General features: G+C 39.3%; 24 protein-coding genes and 2 pseudogenes. 18 read left to right on the plus strand and 8 right to left on the minus strand.

Annotation, left to right across the window (positions count from 1 at the left end; translation table 11 throughout):
• Positions 1 to 7 precede the first annotated feature (7 nt).
• Positions 8 to 1,438: a hypothetical protein gene (locus DWW10_RS13470; RefSeq protein ID WP_022393827.1), complete on the minus strand. Its 1,431-nt coding sequence runs from the start codon at positions 1,436 to 1,438 to the stop codon at positions 8 to 10.
• Between the two features lie 94 nt (positions 1,439 to 1,532).
• Positions 1,533 to 2,036, minus strand: a pseudogene (locus DWW10_RS13475) (KilA-N domain-containing protein).
• Between the two features lie 640 nt (positions 2,037 to 2,676).
• Here DWW10_RS13475 and DWW10_RS13485 point away from each other — a divergent pair.
• A complete protein-coding gene (locus tag DWW10_RS13485) occupies positions 2,677 to 3,225 on the plus strand; it encodes a UpxY family transcription antiterminator (protein WP_022394074.1) in 549 nt (182 codons plus the stop codon).
• Between the two features lie 43 nt (positions 3,226 to 3,268).
• On the plus strand, positions 3,269 to 3,745 hold the full coding sequence (locus tag DWW10_RS13490) for a UpxZ family transcription anti-terminator antagonist (RefSeq protein ID WP_022394075.1): 477 nt from the start codon (positions 3,269 to 3,271) through the stop codon (positions 3,743 to 3,745).
• Positions 3,746 to 3,820: 75 nt separating this feature from the next.
• Here DWW10_RS13490 and DWW10_RS13495 read toward each other — a convergent pair whose 3' ends face one another.
• The 3 genes from DWW10_RS13495 to DWW10_RS13500 all read right to left on the minus strand — a co-directional run bounded on the left by DWW10_RS13495 (position 3,821) and on the right by DWW10_RS13500 (position 5,003).
• Positions 3,821 to 4,264, minus strand: coding sequence for an N-acetylmuramoyl-L-alanine amidase (locus DWW10_RS13495; RefSeq protein WP_022394076.1), 444 nt, complete (start codon positions 4,262 to 4,264; stop codon positions 3,821 to 3,823).
• A 4-nt stretch (positions 4,265 to 4,268) separates the two neighbouring features.
• Positions 4,269 to 4,373 carry a smalltalk protein gene (locus DWW10_RS26050; RefSeq protein WP_022394077.1) on the minus strand — a complete coding sequence of 35 codons (105 nt, stop codon included), beginning with the start codon at positions 4,371 to 4,373 and terminating at the stop codon, positions 4,269 to 4,271.
• A 99-nt stretch (positions 4,374 to 4,472) separates the two neighbouring features.
• On the minus strand, positions 4,473 to 5,003 hold the full coding sequence (locus DWW10_RS13500; protein ID WP_022394078.1) for an HU family DNA-binding protein: 531 nt from the start codon (positions 5,001 to 5,003) through the stop codon (positions 4,473 to 4,475).
• A 207-nt stretch (positions 5,004 to 5,210) separates the two neighbouring features.
• Here DWW10_RS13500 and DWW10_RS13505 point away from each other — a divergent pair, with 207 nt between their 5' ends.
• Entirely contained in the window at positions 5,211 to 5,468 is a 258-nt protein-coding gene (locus tag DWW10_RS13505; RefSeq protein WP_022394079.1) for a DUF4248 domain-containing protein, read from the plus strand.
• Positions 5,469 to 5,588: 120 nt separating this feature from the next.
• On the opposite strand, the gene DWW10_RS13510 is transcribed toward DWW10_RS13505, so the two are convergent.
• Together DWW10_RS13510 and DWW10_RS13515 are read right to left on the minus strand one after the other, a co-directional pair.
• Positions 5,589 to 7,619, minus strand: a complete 2,031-nt coding sequence (locus DWW10_RS13510; protein ID WP_022394080.1) for a bifunctional DNA primase/helicase — start codon at positions 7,617 to 7,619, stop codon at positions 5,589 to 5,591.
• A 34-nt stretch (positions 7,620 to 7,653) separates the two neighbouring features.
• On the minus strand, positions 7,654 to 8,313 hold the full coding sequence (locus DWW10_RS13515; RefSeq protein ID WP_409012366.1) for a hypothetical protein: 660 nt from the start codon (positions 8,311 to 8,313) through the stop codon (positions 7,654 to 7,656).
• 126 nt (positions 8,314 to 8,439) lie between these two features.
• Here DWW10_RS13515 and DWW10_RS13520 point away from each other — a divergent pair, with 126 nt between their 5' ends.
• From DWW10_RS13520 to tnpC, 3 genes are all read left to right on the plus strand, one after another.
• Entirely contained in the window at positions 8,440 to 8,814 is a 375-nt protein-coding gene (locus tag DWW10_RS13520; protein WP_022394082.1) for a hypothetical protein, read from the plus strand.
• Positions 8,808 to 9,143 (plus strand): IS66 family insertion sequence element accessory protein TnpB, encoded by a 336-nt coding sequence (gene tnpB / locus DWW10_RS13525; protein WP_022394083.1) that lies wholly within the window; start codon positions 8,808 to 8,810, stop codon positions 9,141 to 9,143. Before DWW10_RS13520 ends, tnpB begins: the two co-directional genes overlap by 7 nt.
• 78 nt (positions 9,144 to 9,221) lie before the next feature.
• Positions 9,222 to 10,997 (plus strand): IS66 family transposase, encoded by a 1,776-nt coding sequence (gene tnpC / locus DWW10_RS13530; RefSeq protein ID WP_022394084.1) that lies wholly within the window; start codon positions 9,222 to 9,224, stop codon positions 10,995 to 10,997.
• 94 nt (positions 10,998 to 11,091) lie between these two features.
• Here the strand turns inward: tnpC and DWW10_RS13535 are convergent, their stop codons facing one another.
• Positions 11,092 to 11,448: a hypothetical protein gene (locus DWW10_RS13535; protein WP_022394085.1), complete on the minus strand. Its 357-nt coding sequence runs from the start codon at positions 11,446 to 11,448 to the stop codon at positions 11,092 to 11,094.
• Positions 11,449 to 11,568: 120 nt separating this feature from the next.
• On the opposite strand from DWW10_RS13535, the gene DWW10_RS13540 reads away from it, so the two are divergent.
• The 12 genes and pseudogenes from DWW10_RS13540 to DWW10_RS26465 form a co-directional block, all read left to right on the plus strand.
• Positions 11,569 to 11,727, plus strand: a complete 159-nt coding sequence (locus DWW10_RS13540; RefSeq protein WP_022394086.1) for a helix-turn-helix domain-containing protein — start codon at positions 11,569 to 11,571, stop codon at positions 11,725 to 11,727.
• Positions 11,728 to 11,959: 232 nt separating this feature from the next.
• The gene (locus DWW10_RS13545) at positions 11,960 to 13,468 is read left to right on the plus strand and encodes an oligosaccharide flippase family protein (protein WP_022394087.1); all 1,509 of its coding nucleotides are present in this window, start codon (positions 11,960 to 11,962) and stop codon (positions 13,466 to 13,468) included.
• Positions 13,468 to 14,469, plus strand: coding sequence for a glycosyltransferase family A protein (locus tag DWW10_RS13550; protein ID WP_022394088.1), 1,002 nt, complete (start codon positions 13,468 to 13,470; stop codon positions 14,467 to 14,469). Before DWW10_RS13545 ends, DWW10_RS13550 begins: the two co-directional genes overlap by 1 nt.
• Entirely contained in the window at positions 14,456 to 15,628 is a 1,173-nt protein-coding gene (locus DWW10_RS13555; protein WP_022394089.1) for a Coenzyme F420 hydrogenase/dehydrogenase, beta subunit C-terminal domain, read from the plus strand. Before DWW10_RS13550 ends, DWW10_RS13555 begins: the two co-directional genes overlap by 14 nt.
• Entirely contained in the window at positions 15,625 to 16,722 is a 1,098-nt protein-coding gene (locus tag DWW10_RS13560) for a polysaccharide pyruvyl transferase family protein (protein ID WP_022394090.1), read from the plus strand. The genes DWW10_RS13555 and DWW10_RS13560 overlap by 4 nt, the downstream gene beginning before the upstream one ends.
• Positions 16,715 to 17,860, plus strand: a complete 1,146-nt coding sequence (locus DWW10_RS26460; RefSeq protein WP_022394091.1) for a glycosyltransferase family 4 protein — start codon at positions 16,715 to 16,717, stop codon at positions 17,858 to 17,860. Before DWW10_RS13560 ends, DWW10_RS26460 begins: the two co-directional genes overlap by 8 nt.
• Positions 17,861 to 18,095: 235 nt before the next feature.
• Positions 18,096 to 19,115, plus strand: a complete 1,020-nt coding sequence (locus tag DWW10_RS13570; RefSeq protein WP_182021399.1) for an EpsG family protein — start codon at positions 18,096 to 18,098, stop codon at positions 19,113 to 19,115.
• Positions 19,108 to 19,992, plus strand: coding sequence for a glycosyltransferase (locus DWW10_RS13575; protein WP_118422211.1), 885 nt, complete (start codon positions 19,108 to 19,110; stop codon positions 19,990 to 19,992). Before DWW10_RS13570 ends, DWW10_RS13575 begins: the two co-directional genes overlap by 8 nt.
• Positions 19,989 to 20,798, plus strand: coding sequence for a glycosyltransferase family 2 protein (locus tag DWW10_RS13580; RefSeq protein ID WP_182021401.1), 810 nt, complete (start codon positions 19,989 to 19,991; stop codon positions 20,796 to 20,798). The genes DWW10_RS13575 and DWW10_RS13580 overlap by 4 nt, the downstream gene beginning before the upstream one ends.
• A gap of 142 nt (positions 20,799 to 20,940) precedes the next feature.
• Positions 20,941 to 21,705 (plus strand): glycosyltransferase family 2 protein, encoded by a 765-nt coding sequence (locus DWW10_RS13585; RefSeq protein ID WP_022394095.1) that lies wholly within the window; start codon positions 20,941 to 20,943, stop codon positions 21,703 to 21,705.
• Entirely contained in the window at positions 21,705 to 22,787 is a 1,083-nt protein-coding gene (gene gmd / locus DWW10_RS13590; RefSeq protein WP_022394096.1) for a GDP-mannose 4,6-dehydratase, read from the plus strand. The genes DWW10_RS13585 and gmd overlap by 1 nt, the downstream gene beginning before the upstream one ends.
• 7 nt (positions 22,788 to 22,794) lie before the next feature.
• A pseudogene (locus tag DWW10_RS26465) lies at positions 22,795 to 22,961 on the plus strand (NAD-dependent epimerase/dehydratase family protein); the annotation flags it as partial.

Consider the following 22,961-nt stretch of genomic DNA (forward strand, 5'->3'; position numbering starts at 1 on the left):
ACCGTTTTTAGTATGATGGCAAGATCATAGATTCATAACATCCCGCATCCGGTGCTGCATCCTGTAGGCGGGAGTGTCCATTTCTGTCAATAGGGTAGGCGCTGGCATCTTCTTTTCTTCCCCAATTAATAGCTTTGGATTTTTCACCAAGATTAAAATTGTATTCCTGTGTATGGCTATCCATCAGCATGAAATTATCATCCTTCTCCCAGATAACATTGACTATCTTGTCATTCTCTTCTTCTATCGAGTTGATGAGGCAGTGTGAGAAGTAATAATTGAAAGCTATATTCTCATTTTTAGAGCGTCCTCCGTTAATTTCGTCCGTGCCCGAACCTGCAATAATGCAATTACGGAAAATAGCCGATGAAAGCGGATATGCAGTATCATCCAGTTCATTCCGGACTTGCAATGCCGCTCCTTTCCGTACATTCCAACTAAAGTAATTTGCCAGTGTACAGTGGGTAAATGTATAATCTCCCCCTAACAGGCTGACGCAGTTTTCTCCCGCATTACTGATCTCACTGTTTCCTACCACTACCTGACACGACGTCAACTCCAGTCCATTGCCCGATATTTGTCGTATGAGAGAGGATTCCAATGTCAACTTCCTGCGGTCTGTCATCGAAGAATCGCAACGAATGCCGAAACTACCACCGTGAATATCCGCATAAACCAGATGATTTTCATAGCTGGTTTTGTAAAAACGTAAGCCTCCCCATTGTCCCGGTAATCGGTCATAAGGAAGATAGGGAAACATCCGGTCTGTACGATCTCCCCGGAAAACAACCGGAGCGGAAAGGGTACCTTCTACTGACAGGCGTCCGTGTACCTGCATTCCTGCCTTGCCGTGGAAATACAGACGGGTGCCTGCTGTGAGGGTTAAGTGTGCATCAGGGGCAACGCTGATACTGTCATAAATCAGTATCGGACGTTGGGATGTAATCAGTGTATCTTTTTCAATTACTTTTCCCCGGAAAGTAAAAGCATCTTGTGCATATGCCTGCAGCTTTACTTCTTGCCGGATGCCATTCAGTTGAAAAAGAATGGAGTCTTTTATTAATCTGATGTCGGCATTGTCTTGCTGAGGCAGGGTCGCTTCTACAAAAATATACAGGCTGTCTTCTCCTGCAATTTCTATATCGGAGAATTGATTTCCCTTTATGCCATCCACATTGATACGAAAACCGGATTTCCCGGCATCGGCAAGGACTATGGAAGATATTAACAATGCTTTCTTATTCGGGTTGTATACTTTCAGTTGACGGGTGGATGTAGGAATACCAGTGAGAACGGTATCCATGCGTAGCGTATCCTGCGAGAAACAAAGTGTATGTTTCGGGTCGGACGAATAATCGTCCATGTCGTCACAAGCGTTGAAGGACAACAGGAAGAATATAGGGAATAGATATATGAGGCGCAGGGCTTTTAATTTCATGCCGTTATCTGGTTTTTACTAAATAACGGGGGGTGAGGGGTTTTATTATATGATTTGAAATGAAATATATACTGCTAAGTTCCTTTAAAAGTGTCTACTTTAATAATTCTCTATTACCGTCACCCCCCAATACCTTCATCTGTTGAATGGCAATTTGATTGAGTTTTATCAGTCGTTCACCCTGTGGAATACCTTGGTCGATGAATACAGCATTGAGGTTTTCCATATTCGAGAGGCAAATCAATTCGTTGATGGAAGCATAGTCGCGAATATTCCCTTTGAGGTCGGGATGTTGCTTTCGCCACATCTTGGCAGTCATACCCATAGATCCTGTACGTTCTATCTATGTCTTGACGGATAAAACGAAGTTATTGCTGCCTGCCATATTTTTAATTGTACCGAATTCGGTACAATTAAAATTGGGATTGTATAGCATTTCCCATTCACCTATATATTCAAGCGTGCTTTTGAGACTGAGCCATCTAAATATAATGTGTTCTTGCATTTGGCTACGAGCCATGTCTGTAAGAGATATATAGTCCTGTTCATTGTTGGTCAGAATCGTTATCTCTGTATTTTGAACTTTTAATTTTGTCATATTATCTAATTCTTGATACCTGCTTACAAAAGTATAGACTTTTTTTAGAATACAGCGAAATAGCCTTTTTATTATTGCAAATCAGTGGAATAAATTTATAGCTGTAATAAAAGTCATATTTGAATATTTACCAATTCTTATTCAAGAATGATATTGACTGAATGGAATGAACTGTTTTATATGCTGTAAGTAGTTGATTAGTAATGATTTCTGGCTTTAAATGGAGGGTGAATAAAAAACGTTCGTTTAATGTGCACAAAGATAAAGGGTATTTTTGAGATGAACAAGATGTTTAATAAAAATATTTATTTAAAAAGATATTTATGTTGGCATGTTATTGATAATCAAAAACATATCATTGATTATTAACATATTTAATATCTTCTCCTTTTTATAGTTTCTGATATCTGTTTTTTGTGCTCAAAATGGTGCACATTAAACGAACGATTAAAAGACATTTTAGTCCCCTTAATCTCTTCGTTAATAGCTTTTTCACATAACTGTTTCACTGCTTTTTGACCGTGATGGCGGAACGCTTTGAAATAATATGAATGCAATATAACTTCTTAAAAATAACTGCATTACATAAATTAATCGGTAAGTATTTCACTACTCCGGTGTCCCCAAAGAATATTCTGACGTGAACATCACTTCACATTCTCCACATCTTCACTGGTTTGCAGTGCGAGTCACTTATAGCCGTGAGTTAGCTTTGAAAGCTTTTCTCGACGAGGAAAAGATTGAGAATTTCATACCCATGCGTCGCGATTATATCGTGAAAAAGGGTCGTCGCATTCGTAGGCTTGTTCCTGCTGTGCACAATCTTGTTTTCATCCGCTCTACCCGTAAGCGTATTGATGCTTTAAAAGATAAAGCCGGTATGAATATCCCCATGCGCTATATTATGGATCGCGAGCAACATCTTCCTATTGTTATTCCCGACAGTCAGATGCGTAGTTTTATTCTTGTTGCCGGTACCTATGAGGAGTCGATTGTTTATGTGGAACCGGCCGAACTTCAACTGATAAAAGGTCAGAAAGTGCGCGTTATAGGCGGTGTTTTCGAAGGAGCTGTGGGTGAGTTCGTTCGTATTCGTCGCGACCGTCGCGTAGTTGTGAATATTGAAGGAGTCATGGCTGTTGCCACAACCTTTATCCACTCTTCGCTGGTAGAGCCTATAACTGACTGATTTCAGTGTTATAAATCATAAATTATAAATCTTAATTAAATATATGAGTGATCAAGTTTCATCCTTATTTTCCCTGGCTCACAGTCTTCTCACTCTGGGGCAGGATGACCGTCCGATTTATGTCGATGATTTCACCCGTCTGAATCGTGATGTTTATGAATCGGCCCTGAACTCGTATGGAAAGCATGGTTCTACTCCTGAAGCTGAAGCCGAACTTTGTCTGGGGCTTTTAGTGGCTTTCAATGCCACCATGTATGATAATGGGCATAAACAGGAATATATTCAGAAGGTGCTGGATCGTAGTTTTGCAGTGCTTCCCACACTAAAGCCTTCGCTTTTGAAAGTCCGTCTTTTGACTTATTGTTATGGTGAAGTATACGATGAGAAGTTGGCTGAGGAAGCGCATGCTATAATTTCAAGTTGGGAGACTTCCCGATTGACATTGGAGCAAGTTGAGATTATTGAGGAGTTACAGTATATCAAGGAGAATCCTTATCCTTTTGAGGAAGTTGGGGCATAATTGGATATAGTAAAGTAGAGTCCCATCATGCTTCTCTGCAGTGGGACTCTATTAAATTCAGAATGGGACGTTTGATTATAATTCTTGATACTCACTCTTTGCATCAAAGCACGGACATGCTTTATGAATAGATGTACTGAGTTGATAATGTCCCAGTATTTTTGCTTGTGGATAGTCTGTTTTCAATTGTCGTAGTAGATCAAGCAACGAGCATTTCTGTGCATACGTCCTTGTATCAGTCGGTTGCCCTTCCTCATTGAGTCCGCCTTCGTAACAGATACCGATGCTTTTATCATTCCATCCTGTAGCGTGCGCACCGATTTGATGAACCGGACGGCAGATGTGTACTTCACCGTCACGTGTGATATAGAAATGATAACCGATGCTTGCAAAACCTCTTGCCAGATGACAACGGCGAAGAGCTTCTACGGAGAAGTGTCTGTCACAGCGTGTTGCCGAACAATGAACTACCAAGAGGTGTACCTCCCGATAGTTTTGATAGAAACTGCCTGCTTTCATACCTTTATGCCATGCAGGCATTAAGGCCGAGTACTCCTGCCAGAGCAGAAGCCACGGCAATTACAACTTTGATGATAACACTCCAGGTTGATTTTGATTTTTTTTCCATGCGAATTGTTATTTAGTTATTAGTTATAAGTGATTGGCAGCGCAGCCTTTCATTATTAATTCTTTCATTTTTAATTTCTAAAGGCTGCGCCTTTATATTCTATCCCAGCGGATCGTCTTCAATACCTCCGTCACCGTCGGTGTCGCCACCACCATCAGGTTTTCCGCCTGAGTTTGAAGAACCGGAAATATCTACGGTGGTCTGCCCTGCCTTCTGAGCTTTGAGCAATGCACGTGTTGCTGCACGTGTAGGTACGGGTGAGAAACTCATTCCGGCAAAGATGTCCTTCAGGTCTTCTCCGGGAACAAATTGGATGTTTACTCCGGTAATATTGGCAGCCGTGAATTTTTCGGCTGTGTCTGCCGCACGACTGTTGATTTGTAACCGGAATTTTCCCAGGTCTCCGAAGTCCACCTGTTTGCCGGCTCTCAGGCCTCCAATCATATTCTCCACAGTGGAGATGATTACGGCGGCTACGTCCGCTCTACTAACGGTGGTCTGGCTTGCTACCTGCTGTCCCAACTCTTTCAGAGTCAGTTCTCCGGTGATTTGTGACTTGGCATAAGCCTTGGGCTCTTCGTCCTGCTTCTGAGGATTCTTGAGCATTGCAATACTGTAATTCAGTGGCATAAGCGATGAATTAAAAATTAATAATTAAAAATTAAACTTTTGCCGGGGAAGGACTTTTTCTTCTTTCCGACAAGTCAAAGATACAACCTCTGAGAGGTGTGAAAATGAGTGACATTGAGCGGTGATAAACCTGCTTCAGTATAAGTGTTATCTGGTGACTTTTTAGTACTTTTATAGCATATAAAGAATCTAAAAAGTTATCGGAAAATGAAGAAAAATGTGAGTGATCAGGGGGCGGATGCTGCCATTGAAGAATGGCCGGTGCGTCCTTACTCCAAGAGTGAATTGGCGCGTGCTTATGCACCCGAAATAGGAGAGCGTTCCGCGCTCAACCGTTTGTCTCGCTGGATACGTTTTAATGAAGCGTTGTATTCTGCTTTGCAGGCAACAGGTTATAGATCGACTCAGCAGATTTTTACATCTAAGCAAGTCGGCCTGATTTTTGAATATTTGGGGAGACCTTGAAGAAGTTGAGAATTGAGAGTTTTATTCTTGCGGCTTCGTTACCGTTCACTTGTGCAAGTGTTGGCTGACAGAGCCGCAAGTGTCGGCCTTCGCAGCCGCAAGTACCTTCACTCTCAATTCTCAACTCTCCACTTCTCCAACTTCTCCAAGCCAAGGATTCCGGTCTTTGGTCATGATTTTGCCTTGTGCTTCAGCCACGATCTGTTCTTCTGACTCACGTTCATCGTAGCGTCCGCAAGTCTGACGAACATACAGTACGCTTCCTGTCTGACACAGGTCTTGGTCGCGAACTTTCAGCATATCGAGTCGGGTGTAACTCCGGTCCTGTTCCTTGATTCGGGAGATGGAAAAGATGAAATCGGCGAGATTGGCCCAGTTGGCACTTCCCGAAATGGTGTACATATCTATGTCTTCCAGTTCGTTTTTTCCGTTCTGCTTTTTTAGGCTGCGCGGATGTGCCACGATGATTACCCAAATGTTGTTGTTGCGTCCCCATGCCTGCATTTGTGTTAGCATAGCCTTTATGGCTTGCGTTTCGGTGCTGTAGCGTCCCGTTTCCATTTCCATGAAGAGGTACGGGTCGATAATCAGATATTTCAGTGGAGCTGTCCGTCGCACCCTGTCCGCTCGTGCAATGATGTTGGTCGGGGTGGGAGAAATTTCATGCAGGTCGAGGTGCACCATGTGTGTGTTCAGGAAACTAACTATGGGTTGTAGCTGCTCGCGGGTGTAATTGGCAGTGTTTACTTTGCCCAACATCAACTGGATGAGATGGGCGATATGCTTGTTCTTATCAGGCACTTCAAAAGATAGATAGCAGACGTAACGTCCGGTTTTGGCCATCAACCGGCAGGTGAGGTCGTTCAGGAAATCGGTCTTTCCGCTGTTGGGCTTCCCGGTGGTGATTATCAGTCCGCCCTGATCGGTGGGATGAAAGATGTGATCCGTCAATGGGCCGTATCCCACGTTGTAGCCGTGGTCATATTCTCCATGCAGAGCATCCAGAATTTCGCTAGTCCGTTCGCTTACAGTGATGATGTCCGAGGTGTGTTGCGGCTCTGCCGATTCGATGATTTCGCGCACCACATTGATGCCATAGGTAGCAAGTACATCGGATATGTCCTTGCAGTCGCCGGGCAGGATGGTGAGCAGACAACGGGCTCCGAAATAGTCGGTAAGATGTTTGATGAGTGTACGTCCGGGCAAGTCCCGGTCTCCGCATATCACGATGTCTCGTACCTGATCTAACCAGGGTTCAAAAGCTTCAAAGGTTTTGGCCAAATCGCTGGCAGCACCGTTGGGTACGCTGATAACGCAGGGATAACCGGCTTCTTGCAGAGTAAGTACATCTTTTTCGCCCTCGGTGACAATCAGTCGCGGAATATGATCTTCGGATACCCGCAGCGGATTGATGCAGTCGATATTGTAAGGTACGCAAGGGGTGGTTGGTGAATCCTGACTCCAGAACTTGGTATAACAGACGGGATTTTCTGTGCCGGTTGCGTTTTCGTCGCTTGTAATTTTAATGGTTGACGGATCACACGAACGGTATTTTACATTTACTGGCTGTCCGTTTACATAGTTTACGTAAGCGATGCAGTGATATTGGGTTCCGGTGGACTTTTTCTCATCGTCCTTGCCATAGCAGCGGTGTGTGAGACACCCGATACGAGCCTCGATAGCTTTCTCTAACGAAATACCTTGGTCTGCAAGATATCGTCTGGCTGCCAACTGATCCTGATCATTCGTTTCCGGATCATTGGTTAAGGGTTTGATTTTGGAAAATACTTCGGGTGAGAGCTTTTTATAATCTTCGGGAATCATGGGTACTTCCGATGTGCTTTTTCCGCTGATTGTTGAGCTGTTGCTACGTGCTGCATTATTCTCTTTATCGGTGTAGCGAGTAGTTTTGCTTGTCCCTGTATAGTTTCCGCCGATGTTGCCGGTAAACGATGAATCGCTGTACGGCCGTTCTTCCCAGAAGTCCTTCAGCTTTCCGTTGAAGTCACATCCGGCGTAGAAGCAATGAAAGGCTCCGGTCTTTTTAGAAATTGAAAGATGTTTTTTCCCGCATTTGGGACATTCAGCAACGAAATTCTGTCCCGCGTTCTTACGTTCGGGAAAGTCAGAAAGATAATAAAATGGTTTCATTATGATTTATGTAGATTTTATAAGCAGAACGATCTCAATTCTCCTCCTTCCGGAAGGAGGAGTCCCCGCAGGGGGAGGTGGTAGGTAAAACCCATTCCTTGCTCAGCACATTCCAAACCGCATTTCCGGCAGGTCTTGCCTCCGCATCAGCAGGAATATTCACCGCCCCTTCATCTTTGTCGTCGTAGAATCTCATTTCCGTCTCCGGGTCTGTCCATTCAAACTCATTGACCGGATGATTGTCGCGTTGGTTCTTCTTCGTTTCTAGGGCAGCTTGTTCCCGTTTCTGCCTGCTGCCCCGTGCCGCATCATTCAGCAAATGCTGTCCGTGTGCCGACTTCAGTAGATTATTCAACCAGCAGAGCCGTCCGGTATGATTCGACTTCATAAACCGTGCTTGTCCTGCGAAATAGGGAATCAGCAATTCATTGACCAGATAGACCAGATTTTCGCACGCGTGTTTTCGGGTAAGTCCTTCATGCATCTGGAACCAGTTGATGAGTGGTGTTAGTATCTGCGCTTTCTGAGCTGAATTTCTGTTGATGAGATGGAAAAACTCTTTGGCGGCAGCCAAAGATTCTTCTGTAATAATATCTTTCTTCGAAGATTTATCTTCTAAAGTTGCTTCGCCTTCAGGCGAAACCTCTTCGTCAGAAGAGTTCCCTTTAGTATATATATTATATATATTATCCACCGCAAGAGTTTGTGCAAAAGCTTGTGGTAAATTTAGTGATGATTGGGGTTAGCGTCCAAAAATGACGTATAGGATAAACGCTATAAAAGGCAGAACTTTGCTTTCGTTAAATCAACCGCAAAGTTTATGTATAGTTACAATGATTTTGAGCGTCTTTTTTTGCGCTACAAATTTGAAGGCCTCCCTGCTGGTGTTTCGATTGAGAAATTCTGTATGTCCAACAAAGTACCTTATAACCTGTTTGAGAAATGGTACAAGGATACCCGAAAGAAGATAATTCCTGTTCAGGTTTTTGATGGTCCCTCAACGGAAGCAGGAATGGAGGAAAAGTCTTCACCACTCCCCGACCGCAATCCGGAAGTGGGTACTCGGCTTCCTTCTCCTACCGCACTTCGAATCTTGTTGGATATCCGCATGAGCAATGGTGTTCATATCAGTCAGAAGAATTTGAGCTACGAAGGTTTGAAAAGCCTGGTAGAGAAACTGGAGGGCTTATGTTGAATATAACAGGACTCAACCGCTTTTTCTTTGTCCGTGATTTCCACGATATGCGCTGTAAGTATGATAAGGTCTTATCCATCATCCATCAACAGTTGGATCGTGAACCGGAAGACGGTGATGTCTTTATCGTGATGTCCAAAGATTTACGCCTGGTTCGTTTGTTCAGTTATGATCAACGGTCTTACAGCATGTTTGAGAGACGTTTCAGGCCCGGATACAAGTTTATGCATGTAAGCTATAGTGGTGATGAAAAGATTTATTCAATCAATTGGCAGGATGTCATTCTCTTGTTGGAATCCCCTGTTGTTAAAAAGTTGATAGTCAAATAATTAACAAGTAAAAAGTAGCGGAAATATTCTTTTATTTCATTGTTTTTTTGTATCTTTGAAGCAACAAAGCTACTGAATATGAATGAGTTTGAAAGAATGAGACTGCTTTCTTCCGCAAGGAAGCTGAAGGAACGTGAGGAGACTCCCGAACCTTTTGAAGACCCATATTCAGATATGACTCCGGAGGAAAAATCAAAAATGATAATAGAGCTGATGGCTGCCCGTGATCGGGACGCTGAACGCATCCGACGTGACGAGGCCCGGATAGATGAACTGTTGTTCAAGGTTGACGAACTGTTGTCTTTGCAGAAGGCTGCCATGTCCGCAGAAAAAGAGCGTGACGATTATAAAGAGATGAACAGTAATCTGTTGTCAAAAATAACAGCCTTGGAAGAGCAGCTAAAAGTCCGCAACAAGAACCTTTATGGTGTTAAGAGCCAGAAGGGAATCTATAAAAAGAAGCGGGAGATCGAAGAGGACCATACCCGTGACAAGGATGATTTCGACGGTACTCCCCAATCCCCCGGCTCCTCCTTGCCGCAGCATGGTGAGGCTCCCGCGCGGGAAGAGGACGTGGAGACAAAATCAAAAGAGGCCCGTCTTTATCGTCAGGGACTTTCTTACCGTGTCATGAGTGCCGACAATACGGTTTGTCATGACAGTGATATCCGCCAGCTGCCCGCAGGCGCCATCATCATCAAACGTTTCCGTAAATATGCCTATGAGCAGATAAGCAGGCTTGTGGAGCATGATTACGAGGTTATCCGCTATAAGACGCCGGACGGGAAAATCCACGAAGGCTATTTCCCTTTCATCGGGCAGCCTGAAATCATTGACGTTGTTCCGGGAACGCACGCTTCCGGTTCTTTCCTTGCTTATCTGGCTTTCAACAAATATGTTCTTGATACCCCTCTTTATCGTGAAATGTACAGGTTGTCGGGTGAGTCAATGCATTTGAGTCGTATGAGCCTGACCAATTGGTTGGAGAAAGGCTCCGCCCATTTCTGCGGTCTGATTAGTTATCTTAAGAATACTTGTTTGGAAAAGGATTCCATTGTGAACTGTGATGAGACCTGGTGCCGGGTAAAGCGTGAAGGATGCTATAAGAAGAAATACATCTGGTGCCTGGTCAACAGACTGTCCAAAGTGGTTATCTATTGCTACGAGGACGGTTCCAGGGGACGGGATGCCCTGAGGCATATTCTGGGAGACAGTCAGGTGAAAGCCCTTCAGTCAGACGGCTACAATGTCTATATGTATCTGGATGACCATATGGTCGATATAGAACATCTCTGTTGTATGGCTCATGCCCGTGCTAAATTCAAGTATGCGTTTGAACAGGGCGGTGATAAGGATGCCGCATTCATATTGGAGCTGATAGGTGAGCTTTACAAACTGGAGCGGGAGTATGAAGAAGGCAGGTTGTCCCCCGGACAGATAAGGCTTTGCCGGAATAATTTAAAGACCAAAGAAATAATCATAAAGTTACGCAGCAAGCTTGACGTCCTGCTCAGCGATGATCATCCGCCCCGCGGAGAGTTGATGGACAAGGCCATAAATTATATGAATACTTTCTGGACTCAGCTGTTCGCCTACTTGAATGACGGCTCTTATTCAATCGACAATTCCATTGCCGAACGTTTTATCCGCCCCTTGGCCGGTGAGCGGAAGAACTCGTTATTTTTCGGAAGTGACAGGATGGCCCGCGTCTCAGCGATATATCATACCATCATCTCCACATGTAAGATGCAGGGTGTGTCTGTGCTGGATTATTTCAAGAGATTTTTCAGCGAAATTGTTAAAGGACGTAGGGATTATGAACATTTATTGCCCTTGACTATCGGATTGAACTAACAACAAATCTTAAAAATCAATATCCTTTTTGACGTTATTTATAAGGAAACCGCTTTGTGGCGGCTTTCCTTGGGGGACACGTCAAAATTGGACGCTAACATGATTGGGGTGTTTTGTTATCCTCTTTTGTCTCTAATTTAGAATTTTCGTCGTGGCATAGCGGAGAATAAAAGGCTTTAATCTGTTTTTGATTCTCGTCCACAATGAATTTGAAAGACTGACTCGTCTTTACAGCTTCGATGAGTGATTGGGTGGTGGAAAATCTCAGTGACATCTTGATGTCGTAGAAGTTCTCTACCGGATAGATGTGCTTATCATTCATGTAAGCAATCATTCCGAGGTATAGATCGAGCAGTTTGGGTATAGTGGAGTCTGTTATTTTTCGACTTCTCCATATCTTGATTGTTTTTTGCAGTTCTGTAATGGAAATGGTTGTTTTTAGTGCTTTCATTGCTTGTTGTTTTTAAATCTGCGGTGAAGTTACGTAGAAAGGGGAAAAGCATCGTACCAACATGTTGGTACGATTGATAATATAATTATCGAATTTTAACATTAAATTTTATAGAGAGCCATGCTTGAAGAAACAGAAGAATCATGTGACCATGAGAATTTAGGTGAGTATATCAATCAATTCCGTCTTAATTTAGGAGTAAGTATCAAACAGCTTTGTGAAGACTGTCATATCAGTCGTCGCACCTATTACGAGAGTTCGGGATGGCAAAGATATTAAGCTGAGTTTTTATGTTCGCATCTTCAGTGCTTTTCATGAGTATGCTACGGAAGAGGAGTTCGGGGAGATGTGGAAAGAAGTTGCTGCGTTGCTGTTTTGAGTTGTAGATGATAAAACTCTGTGAACAAAGAACTGAGAAGTAAGCACTTAAATTAAGATTCAAAATGATAATTGTTTGTAACTACTTCGATGTTGGATGGAGAATACTGGAAGAATTGAATAATAGTAGAAAATGGAATCGAGTAATAAACGAATAGCAAAAAATACGATATTTTTGTACGTACGTATGTTGCTTTCCACGTGCATCTCCTTATACACTTCACGTGTGATATTGAATACATTGGGAGTGGATGACTTTGGAATATATAATGTTGTCGGTGGGGTTGTGGCAATGTTTTCATTTCTAAATGCATCAATGAGTAGTGCTACATCACGTTTTTTGTCTTTCGAGATAGGTAGAGAAGATTTTGTTCGGTTGCATAAAGTCTTTTCTTCGGCATTCACGGTACATTTGCTGATTGCATTATGTGTATTCGTATTGGGAGAAACGATAGGGCTATGGTTTTTACAACACAAACTGGTGCTTCCAGCAGATAGAATGTTTGCCGCGAATGTTATTTATCAGGTGACTATATTAATGGGTATGCTGAATGTCATTCAAGTTCCGTCTGTAGCGTTGATTATGTCCAATGAACGGATGAATGTATATGCTTTCGTTGAGATACTGAATGTTTGCCTTAAACTTCTTGTAGTTTTTCTGCTACTAATTATTCCTGCTGATAAATTGATTGTTTATGGGTTGTTACAATTATTGGTAGCTATATTAGTTTTTATGATTTATGTCATTTATAGCAGACGTACATGGAGAGAATGCCGTTTTAAACTTTTTTGGAATAAGAAGTTTCTAAAGCCTATTTTTTCTTTTTCCGGTTGGGATTTATATGGTAATTTTAGTACGTTAGTACGTACACAGGGAGTGAGTATTCTACTGAATATATTCTTTGGAACAGTGCTTAATGCAGCCAGTGGAATTGCCACACAGGTACAAGGCGCGGTCGGTGCTTTTGCCGGAAATGTATTGATGGCTGTTCGTCCGCAAATAATAAAGAATTATGCAATTTCAGACTATACACGGATGTGTTTTCTGATAGAAAAGACTTCTATATTTACTACTATATTGTTATTGCTATTTACCATTCCACTATTGGTCGAAACAGAATATGTATTATCTCTGTGGTTAGGGATAGTTCCCGCTTATACAGTTGTGTTGTGCCGCTATGTATTACTTTTTAATCTTTTTGCTAATCTTTCTTCTGTAATCGTTACAGGAATACATGCTACAGGACGAATTAAGCGTCCTTCTATTATAAACGGGACACTTTATTTGTTGGTGTTGCCATTTTCTTATGTGGCATATCATTGGGGGCAAGAACCGCAAATTGCTTTTGCATTTAATGTGATTGCTGTTTTCTGTGGAATGCTTTTTAATATGTGGACATTACACTTGTATGTTCCCAATTTTCGGTTTGTGGCATATTTTCGAGGTGTGTTAGTGAAAGGGATGCTCATAGCCTTTGTAACTTATAGTTCTTCTTATTGGTTGATATTACAATTGGAAAGAGGCTTTATTAGATTGGTTGTTATTACTTTATTTTCATCTTTTTGCCTTCTATTATTTACATATTTTTTTGTACTGAGTAATGAGGAAAAAGCAAAAGTGAAATTAAATATAAATATTTGATGGAGAATAAAGGTTTAGTAAGTGTAATAGTACCATGTTATAATATGGGAAAAGTTCTTTTTAGGCTTATTGATTCTATTTTGGAACAAACATATAAAAAGATAGAATTGATAACTATTGATGATGGATCTACTGATAATACAAGAGAAGTTATATTGTCATACGATCGATTACTAAAAAATGCAGGAATTAGCTTGAAGTATGTATATCAAGAAAATCAAGGTTTGGGAGGTGCAGTTAACACTGGATTGAAATATTTTACAGGAGAATACCTGTGTTGGCCGGACGCTGATGATTTTCTGGCCAAAGATTCGATTAAAATACGAAAAGAATTTTTGGATTCTCATCCTGATTATAATTTAGTGCGTTCAGATGCATATTTATTTGATGAACATAATTTAGAATCTCCTAAAGGGTATATAACTGGGAAAAAAAGAAATCGTTTTCGGGAATGTGGTCTATTTGAAGATTATATATTAGAAAAAGATATAATTTTTTGTCCGGGATGTCATATGGTTAGATCTTCCGCTTTTTTGAATGTTAATCCTCAGCGTGAAATATATCCTGCAAAGAGAGGACAGAATTATCAAATGTTATTACCGCTATTGTATGAATGCAAATTTGCATTTATAGATTTGCCACTCTATAATTATGTTATATATAAAAATAGTATGTCTCGAGGAGATGATACATTTGAAAAATGTATCATTCGTTGTGATGGCATAAAAGAAATCCTATTCGAAACATTGAATAGGATTTCGATGCCGATAGAAAAAAGGCGGGAATATTACCAAATGGTTCAAGATAAATATTTGCATATAAAATGTGACTTGGCATTTCATTATAACTTGAAAAATGAATTCTATTTATATTTCTTTTTGTTAAAAAGAAGAGGTGTTATAAATATGACTGAGGTATTGAAAAGGTATATAATCAATATACCTATATTGATTAAACCTGTTTACTTTATGAAAAAAGCTATACGCAATGTTGGATATTAAGATAAAGAGTGACTGTTGCGGATGCTCTGCCTGTATTCAAATATGTCCTAAGCAGTGTATTTCTATGAATGAGGATAATGAAGGGTTTCTTTATCCTGAAATAGAAAAGGATATCTGTATTAATTGTGGGTTATGTGAGAAGGTTTGTCCGGAGCTTTATCCTGGAATTATGCGTAAGCCGTTAAAAGTATTTGCAATAAAGAACAAAGATGAAGTAATCCGTAAAAAAAGTTCTTCCGGTGGCATTTTTACAGTGTTGGCAGAAACTGTAATAAGGGAAGGCGGTGTAGTTTTCGGTGCAAAATTCAATGAGAATTGGGAAGTAGTGCATGATTATACGGTTACAAAAGACGGACTGGCTGCTTTTAGGGGGTCAAAGTATGTGCAAAGTAGAATGGGGGATTGCTTCAGTAAAGCGAAATCATTCTTGGATCAGGGAAAAAAAGTTTTGTTTTCAGGTACTCCATGCCAGATAGCAGGGTTGAAACGTTTCTTACGGAAGGAATATAATAATCTTCTTACTGTTGATTTTATCTGTCATGGTGTTCCTAGTCCGAAGGTTTGGCGAATGTATCTGGATGAAACGGTTGTACGTCAGTGTGAAAAAAAAGCTTTTATAGAGGAGGTTTTGTTTAGAGATAAACGTTTAGGCTGGAAAAAATTCAGTGTTTCTTTGCTCTTCTCTACAACTATCGGAAATGGATCAAAAAACTCTGTTTTAGTTTCTGAACCATTTACTGAGAACCTGTTTATGCGTGGCTTTTTGTACGATGTGTATTTGCGACCATCGTGTTATCAATGTCCGACCAAATGCTTAAGAAGTGGTAGTGAGGTGATGATTGGTGATTTATGGGGTATGAATGAAATACTGCCACAACTAGATGATGATAAAGGATATAGTGTACTAATGTTGAATAATACTGATAAATTATTTCCATTCATATTGCAAGATGTAGAGTATAGTGAGTTGAATTATAATGATGTGTTTCGTTATAATCCGTCGATTGAAATATCGTCGAAACCACATCCTAATAGAAGTTACTTCTTTGAGCATTTTGATAATGGGCAAAGTCTATATGTTATTATTAATCGAACATTGCGCAAGGGAAGATATATGAGGTTCGTTAAACGGTTGGTTCGAAAAATAATACATTTATGACAAAGAGAATTGGAATATTGACATTGCCCATAGGTGCAAATGTAGGTGGAGTGTTGCAGGCTTTTGCCTTGAATTTTATACTGATTGGTATGGGGTATGATGTAGAAACACTGAAAAATTATTCAGACCGTCAACTTTCAAAACGCATACTCTGCCTGTATCGTATTTTTGTGGAGTATTATCAACGCAGGTTTATTCGCCGGTATATTCGTCGCAGCAAAATTGTAATACGCGATGAGGCAGGATTTGAAAAGATAGGTAAACTTTATGATGCATTGATTACGGGTAGTGACCAAGTGTGGCGCGAGGAATGTACTGGTTCTTATTATTACTATTACTATTTAGCACTTGCTAAAGATTGCTTAGTAAAAAAAATTGCATATGCAGCATCTTTTGGCATCGGACCGGACGAATGGCAAGCTGATAATGAGCGTGTAGAAAAATTGCGTCGATTAGTTTTACATTTTACTGGCGTTTCTGTACGTGAAGATTCTGGTATAGATATTTGTCGGCGTTTCTACGACGGGAAAGTACTTCATGTACTTGATCCTACGATGTTGCTCTCCAAAGACACATACCTGTTGCTTTGTAGCAAGATATTAAAGAATTTGAAAGTGATAAAACCTCATCTCTTCGCTTATATTCTTGACGATACGGCAGATAAATGGCGTATTATTAGAAATTGTGCAGATACTGCTTCACTTGGTATTACTGCATATACTGAACGCAAGAAAATTAAGAACTTATTTTTGCTGAAAGATTTGCATATTGCTCATTATATGTTTCCATCTGTAGAACAATGGCTTGCCAATTTTGCAATAGCTGATTTTATAGTTACAGATAGTTTTCATGGAACGGTGTTTTCTATTCTTTTTAATAAGCAGTTTATTGTGGTTGCTAATAAGGATAGAGGGCAGGCACGTTTTGATTCTTTATTGCGGATGTTTGGACTTCAAGACCGTTTAGTGCATGATTATGAAGATTATGTACAGTGTAAATGGGAGACAATAAACTACAGTGTTGTGAATGAGATATTGGAGCAGGAAAGGAAAAAGTCCTTGGCGTTTTTAAAAGAATGTTTGAGAGATGAATAATTGTACGTTGCTATATGGTAGGTTGCTCCCTATAGAGTTGGAGAAGGATGTTGTATTGGTTCCCTATTATTTGGGAAGGGGGCTTGGGTATAGAATCGATATAGTCTGTAATCTGAGTAAGGAGACCTCTTTGTTGATAAAGAGTATAGATAAAGTAGAGAATAGGGTGTCTTTTGTTCATAGAAAGATGGGGGTGGATGCTTTTTCTATTCTTTGTGCTCATGTGGCATATTTGCTAAAACATGCTCAGCATATAGATGTTTTGATGTGCTTTCATTTAAAGGCCACCACGATTCTGAAGGTATTACTATATAAAATGTTGAATAGTAGTGGTAAGGCTTATGTTAAGCTTGATACAAATGGGGGACGAGAGTTTGCAATAGATAGATATAAAAATCCGTTGCATAGATGGATGCGTAAATGCTTGTATCTAAAATTAATCACTAAAGTGGACATTCTATCTTGCGAAACCAGTATAGCATATAAAACGCTTTGTGCTGATTTCATTTTTGGTAGTCAGTTGAAAAATAAATTGATACTTATGCCTAATGGATTTGATGAAGAGAAATTGCAACTTGCAGGTGTTGCCGAATGGAGTTATACTGAGAAAGAGAAGTTGATAATTACAGTAGGGCGTTTAGGCTCTCTTCCGAAAAATACAGAAATGTTTTTGCGGGCTTTATCTAAAGTAAATTTGAAGGGATGGAAAGTAGCTCTGATTGGGCCTGTGGAAGATAGTCTAAAGCCACTGATTACAACATTCTTTAAACAATATCCAGATAAAGCTGTAAGTGTAGAGTTTACAGGGGCTATATACGATAAGAAAACACTTTGGGAATATTATAACCGGGCACGTGTTTTTGTTTTTACTTCGCGTTGGGAAAGCTATGGACTGGTGCTGAATGAAGCCAAACGCTTCAGAAACTATATAATTTCTACTGATGTTGGTGCTGCCAATGACCTTTTAGAGAATGGGCGCTATGGAACTCTTGTAGGACAAGATGATGCTGAAGCATTGGCATTACAATTACAAAAGATAGTAGATGGAGATATTAATATTGATGTTTATGAGAACTATACTCCTGATGAGATGAGCTATAAATATCAGGTAGATACTCTTTTGAAGTATTTAAGCTGAAAAGGAACAATACTACTTGTAATTTTGAGGAAAATTCTGCTTCGTTGTTAAAGTTTTTTAGGGTATAGATATATATTGTTACAGTATTTACGTGTTATGATGAGTATGAGGCAAATATATACAGTTTTTTAGATATGGATCTTTTTTGATGAATTTTGTTTTAATATTTCTTATTTCTTTATTCTTCCTTTACCGTTCTTTTAAGATCGCATCATTACATAGACAACGATTGTATGTGATAGGATACCTTTTTTTGATGTGTTGCGTCATCGGTATTCGTGGTCCGGGCGATACTCCTGATACTGCAGGCTATTTGGAATTTTATAGTGAGATAGAGCCAGGAGTATGGAGTCGCTTTTCGTGGTATGGTTTTGAACCCGGTTTCCAGTTTCTTACTCACATAGTGAAAATCTTCGTGGGTTATAACACTTTTGTATACCTGTTTCTTGTTGCAGCAATTATAAGTGTATTCGTATGTGATGCTACACGACGGATATTGTGCTGTACGGTTTATAATGAGAAAACAGGTATTGTAAAACAACCATTATTATTTGCTCTTGTTGTTTTTTATGCTTACTATGGGCTGTTTTACAGTGCAATTGCGATAAGAGCTGGTCTTGCTTTATCTATATGTTTAGAGATATTGTCTATTCTTTGTTTGCCAAGACAGAAGGTGAAGAAAAGACTATGCGTAGGTCTATTATTTTTATTGGCTTGGTCTTTTCATACGTCGATAATTATTCTGATTCCTATTCTTCTGATATTTTGTTTGATGAAGAGTTTGTCGAAAATGTCTTATATGTTGTTACTGACACTTTCTGCACTGATTTTTTTCTCACGGATAAATTTGTTGCTTATAGAATGGCTGGGCGATGCAATACTTTTACTTATAACTACCGGTAATGCTGCTATGGCGAAGTTCTCGCTTTATACGGAAGTGTTACTTGAACGGGAAAGTGGTCTTTCTTTTAAATATATATTTCAGTTGTTTTCTGGTTTCATGTTTCTGTTTGGGGATTTGAATGATCGGAAATATATCCAATTTTTGAATGTATATATGGTAGGAGTACTATTAGGTAGTGTATTGGCACCTATTGCAATGGCATATCGAATACTTGACTTCTTCTACATCATTACATTTGTATTGTATGTTCAACTATTTATGCATCTGAAATTTCATTATAATCTATTCTACATAGCTTGTGGAATTACTGTTTATCAAATAGTATTAATATATCGTGTAATTTATGCTTGATGGTAAAGTTAAAAAGCTATCTATAGTGATAGTAACTTATAACTCGGGTGCATTAATAGAGGGATGTCTAAATTCCATTTTTATCCATAATGATATTGATACAGCTCTTGAAGTGATTGTTGTGGATAATGATAGTGCTGATTATGCTACTACGTTTGCCTCTATTGAAAAAAAATATGGAGAATCTGTTACATTGATAAGGAATGTCGAAAACGGGGGGTATGGGCAAGGAAATAATATTGGCATTAAGGCTGCCAGTGCTCCGATAGTCTTGATTATGAATCCAGATGTAACATTATTTGCGCCTGTATTTCGAAAAGCCCTTTTACAGTTTAGGGATATAAAATTGGGAATATTGGGAATGCAGCAATATGAGAAGGTAGGTATGCGTCGTCAGTCATTCTTGCCATTGCATCCATCTATTATCGGGTTATTGCTATATAAACTATATACTTGGTGTCATTGTTACTCATCTCGTTTTTTTTGTATACATGGCTCTTGTTTCTTTATTCGCAAGGAAGCTATGGAAAATATTGGTGGTTTTGATGAAAATATATTTTTATATAATGAGGAGATGGATATACATTACCGTTTGCTTCAACAGAAAAAATATATTATAAAGTATGACAAAACGCTTTCTTATATTCATCCCATGCATAATAGGAAAGAGAATTTGAAGGAGTTGAAACAGCGTTTTTCCACTTATATGTATGTGTGTAAAAAAATGTCTCTTAGCAGTCGTACTATGATATGTAAATATATTAATCTGTATAGGCTTTATTTGTTTCGTTCATTCTTGAAACATGATACAGATATTTGTAATACTTATTCTACTTTTATTCTTTATCTTTTACGACAAAAAAAATTACAATCGTGAAGAAAATCTCTGTTATTATCCCTACTTATTCTCCTTCTGATTATATTCAGGAATGTTTGAATTCCATTGCTTGTCAGACTTTGGAATATGTAGCCTTTGAAGTAATAATCATCTTAAATGGACCCAGAGATCCATATTGGAAGTATCTGGACGATTTGCTAAAAACATATACTTTTTGTAGTAGATTATTGTATACGGATATTCTTGGAGTCTCTAATGCGAGAAATATAGGTTTGAAACATGCAAGAGGTGAATATATTGCTTTTGTTGACGATGATGATTATATTTCAGATCGTTATTTACAAGGGTTGTATGAGTGCTCATCGCCTGATGCTATGGTGGTTTGCAATGTGCATTCTTTTGGTGGCTCTTCGGGAAGAAAGTTTTTTCTGGATCATTGGATGGAAAATGTATATTTGTGCGAAACTTCTGATTTCCATCAGTATAGATCTGTTTTGTCTGTCCCATGGGCTAAACTGATACCATATTCTGCTATAGGAAATCATACTTTTGATGTCAGATTTGCTAATGGAGAAGATGCTTTATTTGTAACTTCTATAACAAATAAAATAAGAATATTAAGATTTGCAGATATAGGAGCAATATATAGTGTTCGTATCAGACAAGGATCAGCTTCCCGCAAGAAGATTAATTTTTTTCTTTTGTGCAAGGATACGTTTCTTTTGTGCAAAGAATATATATATGTTTACCTTTCAGACCGTAGAAATTATTCTTTTCTTTTATTTTCATGCCGAATACCTGGAGTTTTTAAGAACTTTTTTGTTCTACTAAAAAATAGAATGTAAAGTTTGTTGCGTGTTGAAAATATTAAAGATGTTATTTTGTTTTTTATGCAACTATATAGATTTGGGGAATCTGAGAAATAATATTAGGGGGAACTTTTCAATATGTTGATATTGACACTTTTTTACTGAATCTCAAATGAAGATGAAATTTTCTCTTGTCACTGTTACTTTTAATAGTGGCAGAACACTTCGTGACACAATTCAATCTGTACTCATTCAGACTTATCCAGCTATAGAATATATTATAGTTGATGGCCTGTCAAAAGATAATACAATAGATGTTATTAAGGAATATGAACCTCTGTTTGATGGTCGTATGAAGTGGATTAGTGAGAAAGACAAGGGGCTTTACGATGCTATGAATAAAGGTATCCGTATGGCTACAGGAGATATTGTTGGCATCATTAATTCTGATGATTTTTATCATCGGAGAGACACTATTTCAAGGATTGCAGAGGCTTTTCGGAACAAAGAAATACAGGCTATTTATGGGGATGTCCGTTTTGTAAATCCAGGTAATTTGGATAAAACAGTGCGCTACTATTCTTCTGCTAATTTTTCACCAGGGCGTTTTCGCTATGGTTTTATGCCTGCTCATCCTACCTTTTTTACTTATCGGAAATACTTTGAAGAGTTTGGATATTATAAAACTGATTATCATATTGCAGCGGATTATGAATTATTGATTCGTTTTTTGTATACTCATCAATTGAAAACTGAATATCTCCCATTAGATTTTATGAAAATGAGAACAGGTGGTACAAGTACTGCCTCTATAAAGAGTAATATTTTACTAAATAAGGAAATCGTTCGTGCATGTAGTGAAAATGAGATTTGGACATGCATGCCATTGCTGTTTCTAAAATATTTTATAAAAGTGTTTGAATTGTTTTTAACGAAAGAATAATGAAAAAAGTAGCATTACTAACTGGAATCACTGGTCAGGATGGTTCCTTTCTTGCCGAGTTTTTAATAGAAAAAGGGTACGAAGTTCACGGTATCCTCCGTCGTTCGTCTTCATTCAATACTGGTCGTATCGAACATCTATATCTGGACGAATGGGTACGTGACATGAAGCAACGACGTTTGGTTAATCTTCATTATGGTGATATGACGGATAGTAGTTCTCTAATTCGCATTATTCAGCAGGTACAACCAGATGAAATTTATAACCTTGCTGCTCAGAGTCATGTGAAAGTATCTTTCGATGTTCCTGAATATACCGCCGAAGCGGATGCAGTTGGAACACTTCGTATGCTGGAGGCTGTTCGTATTCTTGGTTTGGAGAAGAAGACTAAGATTTATCAGGCTTCTACATCGGAACTTTATGGTAAAGTTCAGGAAATTCCCCAAAAAGAGACTACCCCCTTTTATCCTCGTAGCCCATACGGTGTAGCGAAACAATATGGCTTCTGGATAACCAAGAATTACCGTGAGAGTTATGATATGTTTGCAGTGAACGGTATTCTTTTTAACCATGAAAGTGAACGTCGTGGAGAGACTTTTGTAACCCGTAAGATTACCCTTGCTGCTGCCCGTATAGCTCAAGGCTTCCAAGATAAGCTGTATTTAGGTAATCTGGATGCCCGCCGTGACTGGGGATATGCAAAGGATTATGTGGAATGCATGTGGCTGATTCTTCAGCATGATACCCCTGAGGATTTTGTAATTGCTACAGGTGAAATGCATACTGTTCGTGAATTTGCTACGCTTGCCTTTAAGGAAGTAGGTATTGAACTTTGTTGGAAAGGTGAGGGCGTTAATGAAAAAGGCGTTGATTCGAAGACCGATAAGGTTCTTGTTGAGGTTGATCCTAAGTATTTTCGTCCTTGTGAAGTGGAACAACTATTGGGTGATCCGACAAAAGCAAAGACTCTGCTTGGTTGGAATCCAACGAAGACCAGTTTTCCTGAATTGGTGAGAATTATGGTGGCACATGATATGCGTTTTGTAAGGAAACTATATCTCAAATCACAGATAACGGAATAAATCTTCCATGAATATACTTATAACAGGAATTCATGGTTTCGTGGGTTTCAACCTTGTTGTTGCCTTAAAAGAGCGTCATATTCTTTATGGTCTCGATATCGTCGCTCCTGAAAAGGAGGGAGTAGTGAAGACTTTTGCTTGGGAAGATATTGAATCAACTTCTTTTCCAATGCA

Source organism: Bacteroides intestinalis (assembly GCF_003464595.1).
In the GTDB taxonomy this organism is placed as follows: Bacteria; Bacteroidota; Bacteroidia; order Bacteroidales; family Bacteroidaceae; genus Bacteroides; species Bacteroides intestinalis_A.

Bases quoted from the DNA above. Each gene is read 5' to 3' on its own strand.
- DWW10_RS13470 (WP_022393827.1), bottom strand. From the start codon at position 1,438: ATGAAATTAAAAGCCCTGCGCCTCATATATCTATTCCCTATATTCTTC.
- DWW10_RS13490 (WP_022394075.1), top strand. From the start codon at position 3,269: ATGAGTGATCAAGTTTCATCCTTATTTTCCCTGGCTCACAGTCTTCTC.
- DWW10_RS13495 (WP_022394076.1), bottom strand. From the start codon at position 4,264: ATGAAAGCAGGCAGTTTCTATCAAAACTATCGGGAGGTACACCTCTTG.
- DWW10_RS26050 (WP_022394077.1), bottom strand. From the start codon at position 4,373: ATGGAAAAAAAATCAAAATCAACCTGGAGTGTTATCATCAAAGTTGTA.
- DWW10_RS13500 (WP_022394078.1), bottom strand. From the start codon at position 5,003: ATGCCACTGAATTACAGTATTGCAATGCTCAAGAATCCTCAGAAGCAG.
- DWW10_RS13505 (WP_022394079.1), top strand. From the start codon at position 5,211: ATGAAGAAAAATGTGAGTGATCAGGGGGCGGATGCTGCCATTGAAGAA.
- DWW10_RS13510 (WP_022394080.1), bottom strand. From the start codon at position 7,619: ATGAAACCATTTTATTATCTTTCTGACTTTCCCGAACGTAAGAACGCG.
- DWW10_RS13520 (WP_022394082.1), top strand. From the start codon at position 8,440: ATGTATAGTTACAATGATTTTGAGCGTCTTTTTTTGCGCTACAAATTT.
- tnpB (WP_022394083.1), top strand. From the start codon at position 8,808: ATGTTGAATATAACAGGACTCAACCGCTTTTTCTTTGTCCGTGATTTC.
- tnpC (WP_022394084.1), top strand. From the start codon at position 9,222: ATGAATGAGTTTGAAAGAATGAGACTGCTTTCTTCCGCAAGGAAGCTG.
- DWW10_RS13535 (WP_022394085.1), bottom strand. From the start codon at position 11,448: ATGAAAGCACTAAAAACAACCATTTCCATTACAGAACTGCAAAAAACA.
- DWW10_RS13540 (WP_022394086.1), top strand. From the start codon at position 11,569: ATGCTTGAAGAAACAGAAGAATCATGTGACCATGAGAATTTAGGTGAG.
- DWW10_RS13545 (WP_022394087.1), top strand. From the start codon at position 11,960: ATGGAATCGAGTAATAAACGAATAGCAAAAAATACGATATTTTTGTAC.
- DWW10_RS13550 (WP_022394088.1), top strand. From the start codon at position 13,468: ATGGAGAATAAAGGTTTAGTAAGTGTAATAGTACCATGTTATAATATG.
- DWW10_RS13555 (WP_022394089.1), top strand. From the start codon at position 14,456: ATGTTGGATATTAAGATAAAGAGTGACTGTTGCGGATGCTCTGCCTGT.
- DWW10_RS13560 (WP_022394090.1), top strand. From the start codon at position 15,625: ATGACAAAGAGAATTGGAATATTGACATTGCCCATAGGTGCAAATGTA.
- DWW10_RS26460 (WP_022394091.1), top strand. From the start codon at position 16,715: ATGAATAATTGTACGTTGCTATATGGTAGGTTGCTCCCTATAGAGTTG.
- DWW10_RS13575 (WP_118422211.1), top strand. From the start codon at position 19,108: ATGCTTGATGGTAAAGTTAAAAAGCTATCTATAGTGATAGTAACTTAT.
- DWW10_RS13585 (WP_022394095.1), top strand. From the start codon at position 20,941: ATGAAATTTTCTCTTGTCACTGTTACTTTTAATAGTGGCAGAACACTT.
- gmd (WP_022394096.1), top strand. From the start codon at position 21,705: ATGAAAAAAGTAGCATTACTAACTGGAATCACTGGTCAGGATGGTTCC.